The following is an 18587-nucleotide window of genomic DNA, read 5'->3' as shown; positions in this document are numbered from 1 at the left end:
TATATAATATAACTAAAGGATAAACGCATGTTCGAAGGCTTCGATTCATCACCAACCATAGGCGACCTCAAGAAACAGATAACGGCAGACCCGACTAACATCGACCTACGCTTACTCCTGGCCAGCATCTACCGCGGCGAAGAGATGCACAACGAAGCCGTAAAAGAATACAAAGAAATCCTCAAGCTCGACAACCAAAACTACGACGCCTGGTACAACCTCGGCATGGAGTACTTCGCGCTAAAGAAGGACGACAAGGCGGTGGACGCGCTAAAAAAGGCCGCCGAATCCTCCCCGGATCGCCAGGAACCTTGGTTCCTTATTGGCATGGTCAGCTATAAGAAAAAACGTATTAAAGAAGCCATAGACGCCTTCAAAAATACTATCGAGAGGGCGCCCGACAACGCCTTCGCCCACTACGGGCTCGGGTCCGCATACGTCGAAACGGGAAAATACGCGGAGGCCAACGAAGAATTCAAGCGCAACCTCCATTTCGTCCCGCACGACAAAGGCTCACTCTTCCGACTCAAGTACGTCCCCAAGCTCAGCCTGCTCCCCGAGCAGGAGATCAGGGCCGCCAGAGCGGCCGCGGCAAAAGACCCCGATAATCCCGTGGTACACCACTGGCTCGCCGTCGTCCTCATTTTAATGAACGTGACCGAAGGCGTCGTCGACGAGCTCAGGAAAGCGATCAAACTCGACCCGAAGAACGCCGAATACCACTACGATCTCGCCTACATCCTCGACCTCAACGACGACCCGGACACCATCGAGGAGCTCCGGGAGGCACTGCGCATCCGGCCAAAATACCTGGACGCCATGTTCCTTCTGGGCGAACATTATGGCAACCACGGCATGATCGACGACGCCGTACGCATGTTCAAAAAAGCAATGAAAACCTATCCGGATAACGCCTTACCCCACTATTACATCGGTGCCACCTATGCCGACGAGGGGATGTTCAAGGAAGCGAGAAAAGAGCTAAAACGTGCGCTCAAACTTGATCCAGGTAACTTTGAGGCACGCCGCAGGCTGGCCCAGCTATACGCCGAAGACGAGCTATACGATGAGGCCATCGAAGAATATGAGAAGCTAATAGCGACGGAGCCGGGTATAAAGGCAGCCAGGGACAGCCTTGAAAAGCTCAGGGAAATGAAAAGGCAGTCATGTGAACGTTAATTAATTCCAGATTGTCATAACAAAATAATATGGCATGAGATATCTTTATATAACATAAGCTTGTTAATACTTTATGTACGAGCCGGTTGCTAGCTCAATCTCCCAACGGCCCGCACAAAGGGGGCTATATAGCCCGGCATCAGGCTTCGACGCTCTCATATATTGCCATAAAATCAGTCGAAACCCTGCCGGGCGGGGTATCGCCATCCTCTGTCCCGAGGGTGGCGTACCTAACACCGCATAATTAAAAAAGAAGTTTTTATTGCTCTACTGGAAAACAGATTCTTGCTTTTCTTCGATCTTTTCCATATCTTTTAGCTCAGCTATCCTCTTATTTATCCGCTCCACCCTATTATCGTCTTTAGCTGCATACTCGACGAACTTCATGAACGCATCTTTAGTCTTATCAGTTTGGAGCATCTTATCATACACGCTCCCCAGCTCATAATACGCGTCTGCATATTGAGGGTTCAGCTTGATCGACATCTCAAGCTCCTTAAGCCCATCATCGACCATATCCTTCTTGATCAACGTCACGCCCAGGTTCATATGCGATATATGGTCATTCGGGTTCAGCCTGACCGACTCCCGGAACTCCAGCAAAGCGTCGTACAACATACCCTTGTTCAGGAGCAGCGCCCCATAGTTATTATGCACCTTGAAATCATACGGGTTCAGCACCAGGGCCATTTTATATTCGACGATAGCCTCTTCCAGCATCTTCTTATCCTGGTAGGCGTTCGCGAGATTGAAATGCGCCATTGCATCATAGGGATCAAGCTCCAGGGCCCTCTTATATTCCGATATAGACTCATCTATCATATCTTTCCAGTGGATGATGTTCGCCCGATTCATGACCACTTTTTCATCCTTTGGGTTGATCTTCAGGATCTCGTCATACTCGGCGAGCGCTTCGTCCAGCTTTCTCATTGAGCTATATGAGATCCCCAGGCTATAGTGCGCATACGTATTCGTCGGTTCAAGCTGAATTGCCTCCTTATACTTGGCGATAGCTTCTTCATGATGTCCGGTCGCCCATAGCGCGTCGCCCAGATAAGTATGGGCTATGGCACTATTTGGCTCCAGTCTGACGGCCTCTTTGAAGGCATTCAGCGCCTCTTCAGGCCTTCTCAACACCATGTGGCAAGAGCCGAGCAGCTTATACACGTCATAAGACCGGGCGCCCATGAGCACAGCTTTTTGAACTTCAGCCAGGGCTTCTTCCGTACGGTTTACATCATAAAATACGTGGCCGAGTGCATAGTGTACGTCCGCATCCGCCGGATCGAGCTTGACCGCCTCCGTAAGCTCAAAAACTGCCTCGCCATTAAGTCCCAGCTGATGGAGCGCAACGCCTAGACTATGATGGAACCCGGCATTCTTCAGGTCCAGCAAGACCGCATACCGGAATTCCAGGCTGGCCTCATATGGCAGTCCCTTATCCATCAACGCCATGCCCATATCGTAATGCTTAAAGCCGTTATAGTGGTTGAGCCGAATCGCTTCCTTGATCTCCTTTAGTGCCTCATTCACCTTTTTGCGCTTCCGCAATACGACGCCTAGATTTCCATGGGCGTCCGCATGGTCAGGGTTTAGCTCGATGGTCTTACGATATTCGTTAACTGCATTGGGCGTGTACCCTTTCTTCTGGTAGGCCAGCCCCAGGTAAAAGTGCAGCTGAGGATCATCAGGTGATAGCGGTATGGCTTCTTTCAACACCGCGATGGCGTCGTCCAGAGCACCTTTTTGCGTCAGCGCGAGGCCCAACAGGCCTTTTACGGCCATGTTCGCAGGCTCTATCTTCAGGGCTTCATTGAATTCCGCTATAGCATTATTCAGGTCATGGGTCGCCGCATAGGCTGCGCCCAGCTCATTATGGACTTCTATCCGGTGTGAATTTTTCACGGCCACTTCTTTGAGTAACGCGATCGCTTCGGTATACTTGCCAGTGATCCGCAATTCACGGGCCAGCTTATACTTAGCATACGGATGGCCATTGTTGAGCTTTAACGCCTCCCTGAACTCGGGGATCGCGTCCTGTGACCGGTGTATGGCCGAGTAAGTCTCGGCCAGGTTCATGTGGGCCTCCTCATATTCGGGCATAATGCGGATTGCTTCCCGGAACTCATGGACCGCCTCGTCCATCAGGTTCCTCTTTCCCAGCGCCTTTCCCAGTCCATTATGGGCTTTTGCCAGCTCCGGCATCAGCCGTATCGCCTCGCGGAACTCCAGCATGGCTTCATAATATAAGATTGGAGTGTCTTCCGCTTTCTTTGCGAGGGCCGTCCCAAGATGATAATGCGCATGGGCATCGCCGGGGTTGATCCGGATAGCATCTCTAAATTCTTTAATGGCTTCATCCAGACTTCCCTTGTTAAATAATGCCATTCCCAGCACGACGTGCGGCGCCTCGATCTCGTCGTGCTCCAGCCAGATCGATTCCCGTAAGGCACTGATGGCGTCGTCCAGCATGCCTTTCTGAAAACAGGCAAGTCCCAGGTTAAACTGTGCTTCCGGGTTCTTCGGGTCAAGCTTGACCGATTCCCGGAATTCCTCGACGGCCTTGTCCAGATCTTCCCCTTGCATCAGCATCTTGCCCAGGTCGTTATGGGCCAGAGCGTTCTCTGGGTTCATGCGCACGGCTTCCCTGTATTCGTTGATCTTGCTCATGATCTGCTCGTCCACGATAGTTCACACTCCCACCGATTGTTATGTATTATTTCAATATAAAGGTTTGCAATGTAACAATTTATCACGTTATGAGTTAACTATTTATACTCAAAGTGTATTAAGAGGTATTGCACGAGGCGCCTGGTAAGTTACCATAACTTATCACCAATATCATAGCTTATCACCACGGGCGCCCCGTACAAGGGGGGCTATAGCGCCCGGCCTGAACCTCATAACTTATCACCTCCATTATTTGCCATAATGGTGTTATCCAGGCCGGACTGGCCACGTTACCTTGTTGGAGATAACGTGGCTTTAGCCCACATCATGGGCCAGGGTAGGGATGGAGCATCATATGCTAGTGTTGAATTGCTGCTATTGTTGCCTGTACTTCATAAACGAGACCTATTGCGAGGTCAGCGTCCTGCCGGCCCTGGAGCTTCTTGCTTTTACGGAATATGACGAATGCCCGGCATTTGTCGATAAGAATGAATAGAATCCAGAGGAGTTGATAACACATGCCAGATGGACATTGCCTTAAGTGTGGTGCGCCGATCATCCAGGGCATATTGCCCCACTATTGTGAAAAATGTCTGAGGGAGCTTGGCCTCGAATATGACGAGAAGACAAAAGAAGCGTTAAGGAATATGGGCGGGAATCTCGAAGCTAAAAAAGAGTATGCGCACGACCTCTATAAAAGCGGACGTATATCAGATGCAGTAAAAGAGCTCAAATCTATATACCTTAAAGATCCGGGCGACACGGCTACATTGTATAATCTTGCCATGTGTTTGTCAGAGCTCGACTCTCTTGATGAAGCCATATCGGCATTATCGAAATACGTTACGCTCATTCCCGTTAACGCTGACGCCTATTATCGTCTGGCAATTCTCTATAAGCGGAAAGCATCAATGGATAAAGCAATATCATCGATCGCCATGGCGGTAAAAATTGAACCAGATGATGTTCAATACCTGCTCGAACAGGGACATATCCTGGCGCTCGCCGGAAGGAGCGACGATGCCTTACGCAGCTACACTGCCGCCGTCGTGGTAGACCCGGCAAGCGCCGAAGCCCACTATTGGCGGGCCAGCGTATTATATGACAAAGGCAACTACGACGAAGCGGTCAAGGAGAATATCACAGCTATACGTATTGATCCCGGGTTCGCGATGGCGCATATGGACCTTGCCCTGATATATTTCGAGCGTGGGATGTTCGACGAGGCGATCGATTCTTATAAGGCTGCCGTGACCGCATCTCCTGATAATAGCGATGCTTATATGGGCCTGGGGATGGCACTGCTGCAAAAGAAGCAATATCCCACAGCGGCTGAAGCGTTAAAGAAATCCATTGCGCTGAAGGGCGATCGTATCGATGCCCGCCTCGATCTGGGCCAGTGCTATGAAAAAATGAAGATGAGAAATGAGGCCATCGATGAATATAAAGAAGCGGTCAGGATTAATCCCGGCTCCGCAATTGCCCACAACTATCTCGGCATCGCCTGCGCCAGAACCGGTCGATTAAAGACTGCGCAGGCGGAATTCGAGGAGGCTCTCCGGCTGAACCCTTCCAATGCGGCCTATAAAAAGAATCTGGAAATGGTTTCGAAACGTCTTCGGAGTAAATAATAAAAACCAGATTGTTAATTTAACAACTTATCTTGTCACATAACGCAAATTATAAGTATAAGTTATCACTTACTATACATTGCCCGATAACGGGTGAACGATGGAAAATACTATAGGAGGTTGATATCAATGGTATACTCTGATCCTGAAAAGCAAAGGGAAGCATGCCGAGAAGCGATGAAGCGGTACCGCGAACGCGTAAAAGCGGGCCAGCCGATTAAAGAGCGTCCCTCATTCATGACGACAACGGCGATCGTGGCCCGTGTACATCGCCTGGAACTGCAGGAGAACGCGTATATCGAGGAGCGAAAGAATTACCCCTATAATACAAAGGCATATCGTAATCTGACCTCCTACATCTCCGTTGTCCGGCGGCGGATAATCCGCTGGAAAAATATCCTGTCCACGCAGGATATCGTCGATTCCGCTTCGACGGGTGATCCCGTGATCGATGAGGCGATCGCGCGCATCGACTACCTTTACCGGTCCCTGGTGAAAAAACAGGCCATTAGGGATGGATTAACCCCGGACGCTCGCCTGTATATGTCCTACACTTCGGAGATCTGCCGAATCCGTAAGGCGATCGAGCGATGGCAAAGGGTCATCGACCAGGGGCAGGGCAACACGGCCTAGTGGGAAGTGAAGCCCTGAGATATTCAAATGGCATACGGCCGGGCAAATAAATAGTTTCAAGAAGCCGTACGCCTCGCGCCTGAAGATGCTTAGCTAAGGGCGAACCTTGGAAAAGCTCTGGTATGAAAAGCTTCTAAGAAAATGTAAAATTTTTTAATTACTTTTTGTATCCGCAAAAATTTTTCCGACGACCGTAAGGCAGATCTTTAGCTCTTTCTTATTCCGCTCAGTCTCGATCAGACCCATCTCTTGCAGGTTATCCAGATAATATTTTACATTAGAACGGGGCGTTTCAGACCCCCTGCTCCTGTCTAAAAGTTCTTTCAACTCTTTAATCGACTCGATATATCCATTACCATTATTTGAGCCGTGTTCCACGGTTTTTTCTTTAATGACTTTTAACATGTCATATTCAATATCCGTCACTTTAGCTATCGGGAATGGCGGGAACTTATGCAGGGTCGCTTCTCCCGAGGCCATGCCATGTTCCTTTATTTCCTGGGCAATACCCTTTAAATTTTTAATTATCTGCTTCTCATCGGCATTTCGTTCCAGCAGCTTAAAGACCGTATTTACCAGTTCGCCTTCGTAATATTTTTCCGGCTCAATATAATATAACTCGACGATTGCATCTTCACGCCGGTTTAAAAAGCTGGCCATGATAAGGGCGACCTGGACCATCCTCGGCGCAGAAGAAATATTCACATAAACAGGATTTCCTTTTTTAACTTCTTTTTCAATTAATTTATAAGCGGTTTTAAAAGTACTGTTAAAATCATATAAGTCAATATAACAATCTTCCCATTCGATGGGGACGCGTTTTATCTCTTTTAAAAACGAATTGACAACATCCGTTTGATGTTTATAATAACCTTTATCGCTCTTTGGATTTTGCACAAGTAAATAAGCCTTCTGTACGGTAAAGTCCTTGAACAGGGGCTTGATCACCCGATCGTACTCGAGGCCGGCCGGGATTATATGAACACCTGGTTTAGTCATATCCATACCACTAAAGGCCCGGCCAGTACATATATTTAACCTTTGAAAATGATACATGACAAAAATTGCTATTATGACTATAAAGTCAAATGTGTAATAAAGAAGGTATCGTTTTTCGTTATTATCTACTCTTCATTGCCCGACGATAGCTGTTTTAGCTCCAGGCTCTCAATCTCGGGTAGCGACGACCCTACGATGCCCTGAAGATCGCCATAAAGACCCGAAGCGTTATCGATGACCTTGTTGATCTCCTTCTCTCGCTTTGCCCACATCCTAGTCATCGAGGCTTTCTCTTTATCCATGTCATTTTTCATTGTCAGGAACGGGTCGATAATCGCCTGTATACGTTGCCGGAACTCAGGGCCGGTCAGGTATTGGTAAATATATTCCATCTTTTCATTTTTACCCATATTGGCGACCTTTACGGCGGCGATCTCCAGCAGGCTCATCCGTAGTATATGGCCGACGCTGACGAACGAGCTATAGTCCGTGACCCATACGCCATCGATCACGCCGAAGTTACTGATGCCCTTTGGCAATGTCTTTGTCACGATAATGGCGATTTCCGCTTTCGCCTCTCTCCGGTCGTCCTTCAGCTTACCGATCCATTTGTCCTGCCAGGACAACGTGTTCTTTGATTCCCAGATAATGCTGCCGCAGACGTTGCCGAAGCCGTCGTAGACGCACTGCAGTACGTCTGCGCCCTTCTTACCCCGGTCAATGGCTTCTATCTCATCATCCGGGAACTTCTTACCAAGCGTATCCTCGATGCTCTGCTCCATGGCCTCACCGCGTCCCTGGTTGGTGCCCTGTGAAGCCTTAACGTTGAGCTCTTCTATCTTTTTCCGCATCGATTCTATCTGCTCGTCCTTTTCCCTATCCTTGAGATCGTGCTCCTCCTGGAACTTTTTCAGGGCTTTATTTTTGATCTCGTCCCTCTCATTCTCCAGCGTTCTCTGCATCTGCAGATTCAGCTCGGATGCCTTCTCCTCCAGTTCAGCTTTGAGTTTAAGATACTCTACTTCGGCTTTTTGCGCTTCAGAGAGCTTCTGGCGTTTCTCTGCCAGTTCGTCGCCCATGACTTTTAACTTCGCGGCAACGGCATCTTCGGCCTTCTTATCCGCGTCGGCCTTAATGCGGGCGGATTCCTCTTTTAAACGAGCGTCGACCAGGGCATCCATTTCAGCTTTCTGCTTCTCGATGTCGCGCTCCTTTTCTTTGAGGGCCTGCTCCCTATCCATGAACTCTTTTTGCTTAGCTTTGAGTTCGGCATCGATCTCCAGGTGCATTTTTTCTTTGATCTGGTCTTCCATGACCCTGGTGATCTCGATCTCACACTTACAATTAGGACACATTATCGTTTGTACAGACATAGGATACCCCCCAGACGTAATTTATCACCTTACGCCTGGTAAGTAACCAAATGTTATTCTAATATTAATAACTTACGAGATGTAACTAAATTTTATGTTATGATGTTGAAAAAAGTATATTATATCTCAATTGTTTCTCCGTTTTTCACCAGGCGAGTTTGCTCCCATTTCTCCTTAAACCAGCCGTTATTCTGGGTATGCACCGGTATAAGCACATCAGGATCCACGGCATCGATAACCCTTTCGAGCTCTTCGCCGGTAGCATGTCCCGAAGCGTGGAAACCTTTAATGAATTTCGGCTTTCCATTATCAAAAGTAAATCCATGGGGCTCAATACTAAAAAGCTCCAGCCAGTTCTTCAGCTTCTCAAAGTCGATCTCCTGTTCTTCGGAGTACGCCTCAGATGAAGAATATATATATGCTCCGCCTCTGGGCTCTATGTCCAATAACTGTTTGATGTCATAGAATGACATGCACAGAATATAGCCGTCCGGATTATCTTTTATCTCATGATTTCTCACATATTCGACCGGACAATCCTGTGCCAGTGTTTCGGTTTCATATTTACATGCCTTTTTATCCTTGAGTTCGTCGTATACTAGTAATCCGTCAGTGCTGCAAGTGCCAGCGGCGCATCCTATTGCATACAGGTAATACGCATCTTTCGCAGTAATTACGAGTTGCCTGCCGATCTCTCTGGCGATTCTCTTAAATATCTCCAATCGTTCAAAGTTCCTGGCAGAAAAGTCGGCTATGATAATACCCTTGACGTCATCGGATGTGGCTTTGCATGTATCGTATACATTCGTTTCTGTAACATCCATATCGCCAGAACGGCCGGTCCTCGTGCCTTCGATGATCAGGACAGAAGAGTTTTTCGCTTCCTTAATAAAATCTGGAAGCTGCTTCGCATTATCGCCGATACGGAAGTCTCCAGTATACGCCAGTGAAGTATTATTCGACCTCAAAGTATAGGCCATAGCGCCATAGATTGAATGATTGACTTCAAATGGTTTAATTTCAAATGGCAGCTCTTTTTTACCCAAAGCTTCTAAGCCGCAACCGTCGAGCTTCTTTGCATTTCTCCCGCCGCTCCCTGGCTTATCGGATATAAACTCGCTCAGCTCAGGGTTACATTTTCCTGCATAGCAGAACTGCCGGCCCTGATATTTACTGCCTTCTGTTTTCAGGAGATTGCTATTGTTTTTGTCTTTTTCCCTTAACGTAGAATATGCGATATCCCCACCCAATCCACTCGATTTAATATCCCTCATGGCTTTCATGATAGCTATACTGGTAGCAGATGCCACGACCGGGATCCCGTGGTCAAGCAATCCGATATTTCCATTATGGTCTGTATGTGCATGGCTTAACAGGACAGCTTCGGGCGACACCTTTGGATATGACTTTATCAGCGGCTCTACGTCTGAAGTTAATAGATCCTGCCGGTATACGTTAATTCTCGGGATTATATCCAGATATAGCATGTCATGGATACCCCTTACTGCCCTTTCGTTAAGGAAATCAACAAAAAAGGCACTACGCCTCGCGTAGTTCATGCCAAAATCCAGAAAAACTCCGCGCTGATTATCCTCAACATAAATTTTATTGCCACCGATGGACTCGGCGCCATCATAGATGGTTATCGCTGCCATACCAACCCATTTCAATAAGATAGGGAATGGTCTTACTTAAATCAATTGCTCAAATTTATCGTTATTAATTGGCATGTAACAACATTTATTAACATGAACCGACTATTATTACTTAGCAAGCGATGTGAGGTGTTAAGCATGACCTTATTATGTGTCATCGATACGGAAACAACGGGTCTGGGAAAATTCGACAGGGCGAATCCCGGAAGGGTCGATTACCCGATCAGCATCGGGGCCGTGGTCGCAGACGTGAACGTGGTAAAGAAGCAGGTGCGGTGCGTGGACGGCATGTACTCGCTCATCCGCATACCGGACACATCAAAGGCTGATGACACCATGCTCATCCACGGCATATTGCCCGAAGAGCTGGACAGTGCCCCTGCACCCACGCAGGTCTGCCTGGACCTCAAGGCGCTGTTCGCAAAGTACGAGGCAATGCCCGTCGGCGCCTGGAACTATCACTTCGATAAGCACTTCGTGGACGTGCTCTTCCGGATGGCCCGCATGCTGCCTCCATCACTTGTCTGGCGGGAGATGATGCCTGAAAGATACTCCAGGCTCGAGCGCTACGTGCAAAACCACGTTACGCATGATGGCGTCCTCCGCCTGGAAGCGCATAACGCTTTCAACGACTGCATCCGGACGCTGGCTGTCCATGCAGCCCTGAATGGATACACTTTTGAGCTGCCGGGCTCCCTGGGCATCGAAAGCCCCCGGATGCCCGTGACCATCTAAAAAGGAGGTAAAACATGCCTACATTAGAAATGGCGATCGCCCTCGCCGCATCCGCCCATGCGGGCCAGAAGGACAAGGCGGGCGCTCCCTATATCCTGCACCCTCTAAGGGTCATGTTCCAGGTCGAGTCTCTGACGGAGAAGGTCGTGGCCATCCTGCACGATGTTGTCGAGGATACGCCGATTGACTTGCCTATGCTCGAAAAGCTGGGCTACCCGAAAGAGGTGACCGATGCCCTGGCCCTTCTGACAAAGCGCCGCGGCGAGCCATACGAGGCCTTCATCGAGCGCGTGAAGACGAATACGGTCGCTACCCGCGTAAAGCTGGCCGACCTGAACGATAACCTGGACGTGCGGCGCTTCAAGGACCCGTCACTGGTCAATGTCGACCGCATCAAGCGGTATATTCGTGCAAAAGCGGTGCTTACCGAAGCCATGAATAAAATACAATAAAAGGTGATAACCTGAGGACTGAACAATTAAAGCTCTATAAATATGACGAGCTCAGCGAGGAAGCCAAAAAGGCGGCACGCTATTACTGGATGAAGTACTTCCACCAGCAGTACTCCCTGCGCTTCGTCGGCAACAATGTCCGTGCCTTCTTCCAGCAATACATGGAAGTCCTGGACTTTGACCTGAAGCTGGTCGATGAGCGGATGCAGGAGATGTATAAGGTCAGCGTCGATAGCGTCCTCTTCTCCGGAAAGTTCCTGTATAAGGGCCAGGAGGTTCTCCTCAAATTGGAGATCGAAGGCGATGAGCTCGTCTTCAAGGCTCTGGCGCCCGAAGGCCAGAGTATTCCGAAGGGCTTTGGCGAATTGTTGCCGAAGATCCGGGAATATGCCGGCCAGACCTACTGGTGGTACTTCAAGTTCGTGAGCAATGGCAGAATATTCGAACAATATCAGTTCGACCTGCTTGAGGACGGAACTCCAGTCAAGCTATCCTTTGCGATGGAAGAGAGTCGGCCTTTTCCGCCATATGATGGGCCGGCAAAACTACGGCCGAATAAGGACCTGAACCATTAGATTTATATTACCCTATAACATTTAAACGCGTAAATGAAGTGGCTTGTATATAAACCACTCGCCAATTGGAAGGTGTCATCTCCTTGCGCCTTTCCAGCTACGTTGGCATGACCTCGAAAAACTTATCTACAGCCCTTTATTCGCGCAACAAAAAGAGGCAAATTTAGAACACACAAGGAGGAATCTGTATATTCAACAAGAACACTTATGAGAACAGCCGTGCCGGGGGCATCGGCGTACTCGAGATCGCCGGCGAGAAGACGGCGAAAAATTACGAGATCGTTTTTGCTGCGCTCCGCAGGTCGGAGCTTACCGGTGAGATAGCGGGACCGCTAGCCTCGCTGTGCCTCACCCAGACTTATCGCTTTTCAAAGGAGCAGTGCGATAAGGTCCTCGAGGCACGCTACCGTTTCCCGCTGCCGGGCGACGCGGCCGTCACCGGCGTTAAGGTCACCTTCGGCGACACGGAGATCCAGACCGAGCTAAAGAGCCGCCAGGAAGCTAAGGACGAGTATAAAGAGGCGAAGAAGGCCGGGGAAAAGGCCGTCATGGTCACCCGCGAGTCGCCCGACGTCTTTACGATATGCATCGCCGGCATCGAGCCGGAGATGGACGTGAAGGTCGAGACACGCTACGTCCAGCTTGCCGCGCCCGAGGGCATCGGATGGTCTATCCGCGTGCCTCTTACCACGGCGCCCCGCTATATCCGTAAGGACGAGTTCAGCTCACGGCATGCCCACGGGCAGCCCCTGGCCGTCCTGAGGGACCCCGGGCACCGCTTTGCTATGGACTTGAAGATACTGGGCGCTTCCTGCGTGGAAAGCCCGACACACCGCCTGAGCATGGCCCGGGAAGGCGACTCTATCATCGTAAGGCTCCAGGAAGGCGAAGTAGTGCCCGACCGGGACTGCATGCTCGTGTGGAAGCCGAAGCAGGAGGGGGCGCGCCCGATGCTGAAGGCGATGGCCCACGAGGACGCTTCCGGCGACACCTATTTCATGGCCATGCTGGCGCCGCCCGCCTCTAAAGATGTTAAAAAGATCTCGGGCGAATACGTCATCCTCATCGACCACTCGGGCTCCATGGCGGGCCCCAAGAAAGAGGCGGCCGAATGGGCGGTCGGAAAGTTCCTGCTCGGCCTCGGCCCGGACGACTGGTTCACGCTCGGCGCATTCAGCAATAATACCAGGTGGTATTCCAGATTGCTGGCCGGCGCCACCGGGGACACAGTGAAGAACGCGGTCGAGTTCATGAAGAGCAAATTCGAAGGCGGAGGCACCGAGATGGGAGTGGCGCTTGAACAGGCCCTGGACATTAAAAGGCTCAAGGGAGACGTATCCCGCCACGTCTTAATAATAACGGATGCCGAGGTCACCGACGGCGGCCGCATCCTGCGGCTGGTCGACCGGGAGTCCCGGCGCCCGGACCGGCGCTCTATAAGTTTGCTCTGCATCGACGCGGCGCCCAACTCGTACCTCGCCGCGGCCATTGCCGAACGGGGCGGGGGCATCGTCAAATTCCTGACAAGCGACCCGTCCGAGGGCGACATCTCGTCGGCACTGGACGCCATCCTGGATGACTGGCGCCAGCCGCTGCTGGCGGGCCTGAGGCTCACCGTCGACAGGCCGGGCTTAGACTCGACCAGCGGCACGGTCCATCCTGTTACCGACGGCAGCCGCTACCTGGATATCGGCGACCTGCCCGCCGGCAGGACTATCTGGGCCTCAGGGAAGGTGACGGGCTCCATCGGGGAAGGCATGACAATACGGGTGCTAAACCGTGCGGGCGCCACGATATCTACACATTCGATAACGAAAGCGGACGTAATGCCAGAGGTCAAGCCGCTCTTCGGGGCGAAAAAGCTCCTCGGCCTCGAATACCTCATCCACTCGAGGTATACTGGCACAGCCCTCAGGAGTGAGCTCGAAACGCTCGGCTACGATCCGGAAAAGGTATTCGACAGGCCGCCGAAGCTCTACCCTGAGAACAGCCAGGTGAATGAGATAGAAGCCCTGCGGGACTTCATCGTGAAGGAGTCACTGGGATATGGCCTGCCGTCCTCGGAGACCGCGCTCATCGCTGTCTATCACAGGGCAGGGAAGCGTGTCGAGGCCACGGCGCTCGTGCCCAATGCGCTGCCTGAAGGCTGGGACCAGAGCTTCGAGTCCGCCGATATACTGTCATGCGCCCCGATACCGAAGCAGGCTCCGTCGGCAAGTTTCAAGCTGATGAGCCCTGCCCGGAAGGCCAGCAAGTTTGCCATGCCGGATATGGTCTACCACTTGAACCACTCCTCCAGCGTTATAGAAGATATTGATGACGAGTCATTCCCGATACCGCGGAATGCTGAGGTCATCGTATACTCGGGCACGGCCGCCTTTACGAACGGCGAGGCAGTCCTGTTCGATTCCGCCCTCAGCCCCAAAAAGCTGAGCGGCGCCGATACCCTCCACCGGCTCAAGGTCGAGTTCTCCGGCAAAAAGCCCGCATCCCTCGACCCCGGCTTAAGCATCCTAATATTCGTGGAGGACCTGACCGTGCCTGTGGCAAAGGTAAAGCTCGCCGACCTGCTCAGGCAGCGCGGCGTCCGGCCGCTGAACATCTCCATCGCCGGCGCCCGGGTAAGGGTCGTGCTCTCCGACCCGGCGGGAGTATGGGCAAAGAGCGCAATGAAGCTCGAAATATCTCTTGGCTTCTAAAAAGCGAGAACGGGAGGAATCCCCTCCCGGCCCTTTATTTTTTTTTCTTCCATAAAAGACCAGGTGGTTCTTTATGGCCTTATCGATATTACGTTTGAGAGATTCAGGGCTTTTTAAATTATTAAGATAGGCGAGGATCTCCTTTTTGCGGGACGGCGGAAGCTTATCCCAGGCCGCCTTCGCATCCGGGTCCTTATCCAGGGCCTCCCGGAACATTGGCGGGACGGGCCTCGTGCGGGGCTCCTTATCGATGCTGACCGAGACCTCCACCGTATCACCCTCTCCGGCGCCCAGCGCTTTCCTCGTATCCCCGTTCAAGAATAGGCGATGCCGCCCCTGGCCGACAGGCACGAGCGTCGCCTTAAGGGGTACGCCATTCACCGAGCCCGTGACCGGGATATTACCCCGCATGCCGAACGCTTTGCTGACCTCGTGCGGCACGTCGACCGCAAAATTAATGCCAGTCTTATAAATTTTCCTGGAAAAACGTTCGGCTTTCATACTCCAGGACCTTTAACTCATAATACCTTAAATCTCGCGCCGCAATTTATACGCCGGGCGAGGATCCGTTTACCATTCCATCCGGAAGGCAGGAAAAATTCAAAAATACGGCAAGTGTCGATATAAAAGTATATATAGCATTATCTCCATCAACACGTAAGTTTCAATGGTTGGCCATTGAGCGATAACAAACCAATAAGTATATGAATAATATCGGGGGGTACGGCTAATCCAGGCTTTACTCTTTTTCGAAAACTGAACACAGGTGACCATATGAAAGACCACAGCACCCATACCACAGACAAGAAAAAGGGCACGATCGAGACATCCGTTTACTGCATGAACACCCGGCGCAAGTACATCTACGAGCTCAAGGACGGCAACATTGTCAGCGAGCGCGTGGTCCAGTGCACGGAATAACGAAAAATACAGTATTATACATTCATTTTTAGTAGTAATTTATTAGGCACGTCGTTTCCAAATAAATTTTCTATATTTTAAATGGCTACTTTTATTGATATATTCGACCAGAAAGTATTTTAATAAATGGCATAAAATTGTAAATAAGTTACATGTATGCCATTTCTCGTATTTAGAGCGCTACGTGTACGGCAAACTTTAAATATATTATCTATATAACGTTTTTCATTAATATCTATGGCTGGTGCGAAAAGTGACGGCAATAGCGTTAGACATCCAGGGCAGGATCTGCACTGGTTGCAATAATTGCGTTGTCGCCTGTCCGGTCAACGCGTTGGAGCTCACCGTGATCAACCCGGTGACTAAGAAGAAGACGTACAACGTGCTGAACGGAAAGGCTGTAGTGATCGATGAGGACGTCTGCAATGGTTGCGGCATTTGCTTAATGGTATGTCCTCAGAGAGCGATCACGCTAACAACGGAGTCGAGCGTATAGGAGGAAGGGATTTGTTTCCCGGTTATGCGAAAAGATTAGACAACAATAGACTGGACGTCGAGCAGAAATTATTATTGACCAAGTCCAACTTAACGGTCGAGCTCGACAAGTGTACTGGTTGTGGAGTGTGCATCGACGCGTGTCCCGAAGAGGCAATAACTCGCGGGGCCGTCGGTGCGTCAGGTAGAGGCAAAGCTAAAGTGGCAAAAATTGATGTGGACGAGAAAAAATGCTCATTCTGTGGCGTTTGTAACATCATGTGCCCGTTTGACGCGATCAAGCTGACCGTGGACGGCCAGCCGAAGCTGCCCATCATCGAGCAGCAGGGCTTCCCCGTCCTGGAGAAGAAGGCGAAGATCGACCCCGAGAAGTGCACTCACTGCGTGCTTTGCGAGGAAGTCTGCCCCAGGGACGCCATCAAGCGAGAAGTGGCCGACGTGGACCAGGGCCATAAGGCATCCTCAACCATGAAATACTCGATCGATTACAAGCTCGACGAGGACAAGTGCACGCTCTGCGGCATTTGCGCCGAGGCGTGCGATGCGTTCAAGATCGATTACAAGGAGCCGACCCCCCTCACCGTGAAGAAGATCGGCAAGCTGAACTTCGACGAGAAGAAGTGCGACGCGTGCAAGGTCTGTGTGGAGATCTGCCCCGAGGACGCGCTTCAGATCGAGCGTAAGATCCTTGAGGAGCCGAAGCTTAAGGGCAAGGTCGACATCGACCTGGAGAAGTGCACAACGTGTTCCTGGTGCCAGGTCATCTGCCCCCAGGAAGCGGCGAAGGTCGAGAAATTATTCGAGGGCGAGCTGACCATCAACACTGATAAGTGCCCGGCCGGCTGTTCCACGTGCGTCGAGATCTGCCCGTGCAACGCCCTGTATCTGCCGCTGGTCGAAGAGGCGGGCCAGAAGCCCGGCAAGCTGAGCTACAACAAGGACTTCTGCATGTACTGCGGAGCATGCGTTACGGCATGCCCGGCGGACGGCACGATCACGCTCAAGCGGTCTAAGGTGAACGTCACCGGCGAGAAGACCAACCTCTTCAACAAGATCGAGGCTAAGCTGTTAGAAGAAAAGACTCCTAAGATCCAGGGGGCGTAAGTAATGTCATCATTGGAATCTCAGGTTATGAACTTAAACAAGGGTCTCGTGAACTTCACCCACGAGGTGGAGAAGGGCGGAGGAGAGAACATCTCCGTATGCTACCAGTGCGGCACCTGCACCGCAGGCTGCCCCATGGGCAGGCGCACTGCGCTCAGGACCCGTAAAATAATGAGGATGACCGCTCTTGGCTTGAAGGATGAGCTGATGAAGAGCGATGAGATCTGGTATTGTTCGACGTGCTACACCTGTACTGACAGGTGCCCGAGGCACGTGAAGCCGACTGACGTGATACTGGCGTTGAGGAACATGGCCACGAAGAATTTGATGGCGCCGAAGAACTTCCTGCAGAACGCCACGTTCATCTACCAGACCGGCCACGCAGTGCCGATCAACGACGCCACCAAGAAGCTCAGGGTCAAGCTGGGACTGTCCGAGGTGCCGCCGACGACTCACGCGTACCCGGAGTACATGCCCGGCGTGCAGAAGATCCTGGAGGGAACAGGACTCATGGCTTTGAAGGCTAAGTACGATGCGGGGGCGAAGTAATGAGCGAATCTAAGTTTAAGTCGTCGTTGTTCCTGGGCTGTATTGCTCCGAACCGTTATCCGGGCATTGAGGCTGCTACTATCAAGACGTCGAAGAATCTTGGCGTTGAGCTGGTGGACCTTAAGGGTGCCGGGTGCTGTCCGGCTCCCGGTGCGTTCGGTTCGATGGACCTCCTGACGTGGGAGGCTTTGGCGGCGAGGAATATTTGCCTGTCGGAGCAGATGGGCATGAATTGCACAGTTGTGTGTAATGGCTGTTACAAGTCGTTGTATGATGTTAACGAGAAGTTGAAGCAGAACCCTGCGGAGAAGGAGAAGGTCAACGGTATCCTCAAGCTGGCTGACATGAAGTTCCAGGGCTCTATAGAGGTGCGGCATGTGGCCGAGCAGCTGTATAACGATGTCGGGATCAAGAAGATCCGGGATAGCGTGGTGCAGCCGCTTAACGGTATCAAAGTGGGTATTCACTACGGTTGTCACCTGTTGAGGCCTGGCAGGGAGAGGAACTTCCCGAACGCTCCGAGCTTCGGCACCGAGTTGCCGAGGTTCCTCGATGAGATGGTCGAGGCGCTTGGGGCGAGGAGCATGGAGTACCAGAACAAGATGATGTGCTGCGGGGCAGGCGGAGGCGTCCGTGGGTACAAGAAGGATTTCGCCCTTGATATGACCAACGAGAAGCTCAGGAACATGCAGGCCGTCGGAGTGGACTGTATCGTGGACGTGTGCCCGTTCTGTCACCTGCAGTTCGACCTGGGCCAGGTGGAGATCAAGGAGAAGTTCGGCGACGTGTACAACATACCCGTGCTGCACTACGGCCAGCTTCTCGGGCTTGCCCAGGGCTTGAGCCCGGACGAGCTGGGGCTTGAGGCGCACCAGATCAAGGTAGACTCATTACTGGATAAGATCGTGTGAGGGAGA

17 protein-coding genes and 1 pseudogene are annotated in these 18587 nt (G+C 51.2%); 13 read left to right on the top strand and 5 right to left on the bottom strand.

Translation table 11 applies throughout. The annotated features are described in order from the left end of the window. Positions 1-27: 27 nt before the first annotated feature. On the top strand, positions 28-1179 hold the full coding sequence (locus tag MCP_RS08055; protein WP_012900343.1) for a tetratricopeptide repeat protein: 1152 nt from the start codon (positions 28-30) through the stop codon (positions 1177-1179). Positions 1180-1446: 267 nt separating this feature from the next. On the opposite strand, the gene MCP_RS08050 is transcribed toward MCP_RS08055, so the two are convergent. Continuing rightward, positions 1447-3864 carry a tetratricopeptide repeat protein gene (locus MCP_RS08050; protein ID WP_012900342.1) on the bottom strand — a complete coding sequence of 806 codons (2418 nt, stop codon included), beginning with the start codon at positions 3862-3864 and terminating at the stop codon, positions 1447-1449. A 340-nt stretch (positions 3865-4204) separates the two neighbouring features. On the opposite strand from MCP_RS08050, the gene MCP_RS15680 reads away from it, so the two are divergent. From MCP_RS15680 to MCP_RS08040, 3 genes are all read left to right on the top strand, one after another. Further along, on the top strand, positions 4205-4345 hold the full coding sequence (locus MCP_RS15680) for a hypothetical protein (protein WP_158301468.1): 141 nt from the start codon (positions 4205-4207) through the stop codon (positions 4343-4345). 22 nt (positions 4346-4367) lie between these two features. Then, positions 4368-5480 carry a tetratricopeptide repeat protein gene (locus tag MCP_RS08045; protein WP_012900341.1) on the top strand — a complete coding sequence of 371 codons (1113 nt, stop codon included), beginning with the start codon at positions 4368-4370 and terminating at the stop codon, positions 5478-5480. Between the two features lie 129 nt (positions 5481-5609). Next, positions 5610-6113, top strand: a complete 504-nt coding sequence (locus MCP_RS08040) for a hypothetical protein (protein ID WP_012900340.1) — start codon at positions 5610-5612, stop codon at positions 6111-6113. Positions 6114-6266: 153 nt separating this feature from the next. Here MCP_RS08040 and MCP_RS08035 read toward each other — a convergent pair whose 3' ends face one another. The 3 genes from MCP_RS08035 to MCP_RS08025 all read right to left on the bottom strand — a co-directional run bounded on the left by MCP_RS08035 (position 6267) and on the right by MCP_RS08025 (position 10140). Next, positions 6267-7118, bottom strand: coding sequence for a DUF6293 family protein (locus tag MCP_RS08035; protein ID WP_231845037.1), 852 nt, complete (start codon positions 7116-7118; stop codon positions 6267-6269). Positions 7119-7237: 119 nt separating this feature from the next. After that, positions 7238-8485, bottom strand: a complete 1248-nt coding sequence (locus tag MCP_RS08030; RefSeq protein WP_012900338.1) for a DUF2130 domain-containing protein — start codon at positions 8483-8485, stop codon at positions 7238-7240. Positions 8486-8604: 119 nt separating this feature from the next. Then, the gene (locus MCP_RS08025) at positions 8605-10140 is read right to left on the bottom strand and encodes an MBL fold metallo-hydrolase (protein WP_012900337.1); all 1536 of its coding nucleotides are present in this window, start codon (positions 10138-10140) and stop codon (positions 8605-8607) included. 138 nt (positions 10141-10278) lie between these two features. Between MCP_RS08025 and MCP_RS08020 the strand changes: the two genes are divergently transcribed. The 4 genes and pseudogenes from MCP_RS08020 to MCP_RS16060 all read left to right on the top strand — a co-directional run. Then, positions 10279-10875, top strand: coding sequence for a 3'-5' exonuclease (locus MCP_RS08020; RefSeq protein WP_012900336.1), 597 nt, complete (start codon positions 10279-10281; stop codon positions 10873-10875). Positions 10876-10889: 14 nt separating this feature from the next. Beyond that, the gene (locus tag MCP_RS08015) at positions 10890-11327 is read left to right on the top strand and encodes an HD domain-containing protein (RefSeq protein WP_012900335.1); all 438 of its coding nucleotides are present in this window, start codon (positions 10890-10892) and stop codon (positions 11325-11327) included. A gap of 89 nt (positions 11328-11416) precedes the next feature. After that, complete coding sequence (locus MCP_RS08010; RefSeq protein WP_012900334.1) at positions 11417-11902, top strand: hypothetical protein; 486 nt, start codon at positions 11417-11419, stop codon at positions 11900-11902. A gap of 182 nt (positions 11903-12084) precedes the next feature. After that, positions 12085-13410, top strand: a pseudogene (locus MCP_RS16060) (VIT and VWA domain-containing protein); the annotation flags it as partial. 1005 nt (positions 13411-14415) lie between these two features. Here the strand turns inward: MCP_RS16060 and MCP_RS08000 are convergent. Next, positions 14416-15102, bottom strand: a complete 687-nt coding sequence (locus tag MCP_RS08000) for a YdeI/OmpD-associated family protein (protein WP_012900332.1) — start codon at positions 15100-15102, stop codon at positions 14416-14418. A gap of 273 nt (positions 15103-15375) precedes the next feature. On the opposite strand from MCP_RS08000, the gene MCP_RS15670 reads away from it, so the two are divergent. The 5 genes from MCP_RS15670 to hdrB all read left to right on the top strand — a co-directional run bounded on the left by MCP_RS15670 (position 15376) and on the right by hdrB (position 18581). Continuing rightward, complete coding sequence (locus MCP_RS15670; protein ID WP_158301466.1) at positions 15376-15522, top strand: hypothetical protein; 147 nt, start codon at positions 15376-15378, stop codon at positions 15520-15522. Between the two features lie 244 nt (positions 15523-15766). Then, positions 15767-16018 carry a 4Fe-4S binding protein gene (locus tag MCP_RS07995; RefSeq protein WP_128567100.1) on the top strand — a complete coding sequence of 84 codons (252 nt, stop codon included), beginning with the start codon at positions 15767-15769 and terminating at the stop codon, positions 16016-16018. Positions 16019-16029: 11 nt separating this feature from the next. After that, positions 16030-17121 carry a 4Fe-4S binding protein gene (locus MCP_RS07990; RefSeq protein ID WP_012900330.1) on the top strand — a complete coding sequence of 364 codons (1092 nt, stop codon included), beginning with the start codon at positions 16030-16032 and terminating at the stop codon, positions 17119-17121. A gap of 3 nt (positions 17122-17124) precedes the next feature. Beyond that, a complete protein-coding gene (hdrC, locus tag MCP_RS07985; RefSeq protein WP_012900329.1) occupies positions 17125-17670 on the top strand; it encodes a CoB--CoM heterodisulfide reductase subunit C in 546 nt (181 codons plus the stop codon). Then, positions 17670-18581, top strand: coding sequence for a CoB--CoM heterodisulfide reductase subunit B (gene hdrB, locus MCP_RS07980; RefSeq protein WP_012900328.1), 912 nt, complete (start codon positions 17670-17672; stop codon positions 18579-18581). The genes hdrC and hdrB overlap by 1 nt, the downstream gene beginning before the upstream one ends. Positions 18582-18587: the final 6 nt, after the last annotated feature.

The organism is Methanocella paludicola SANAE, assembly GCF_000011005.1.
Taxonomy (GTDB): Archaea; Halobacteriota; Methanocellia; order Methanocellales; family Methanocellaceae; genus Methanocella; species Methanocella paludicola.
Note: the sequence above shows the minus strand (reverse complement) of the source record. Positions and strands in the feature narration are given on the sequence as shown.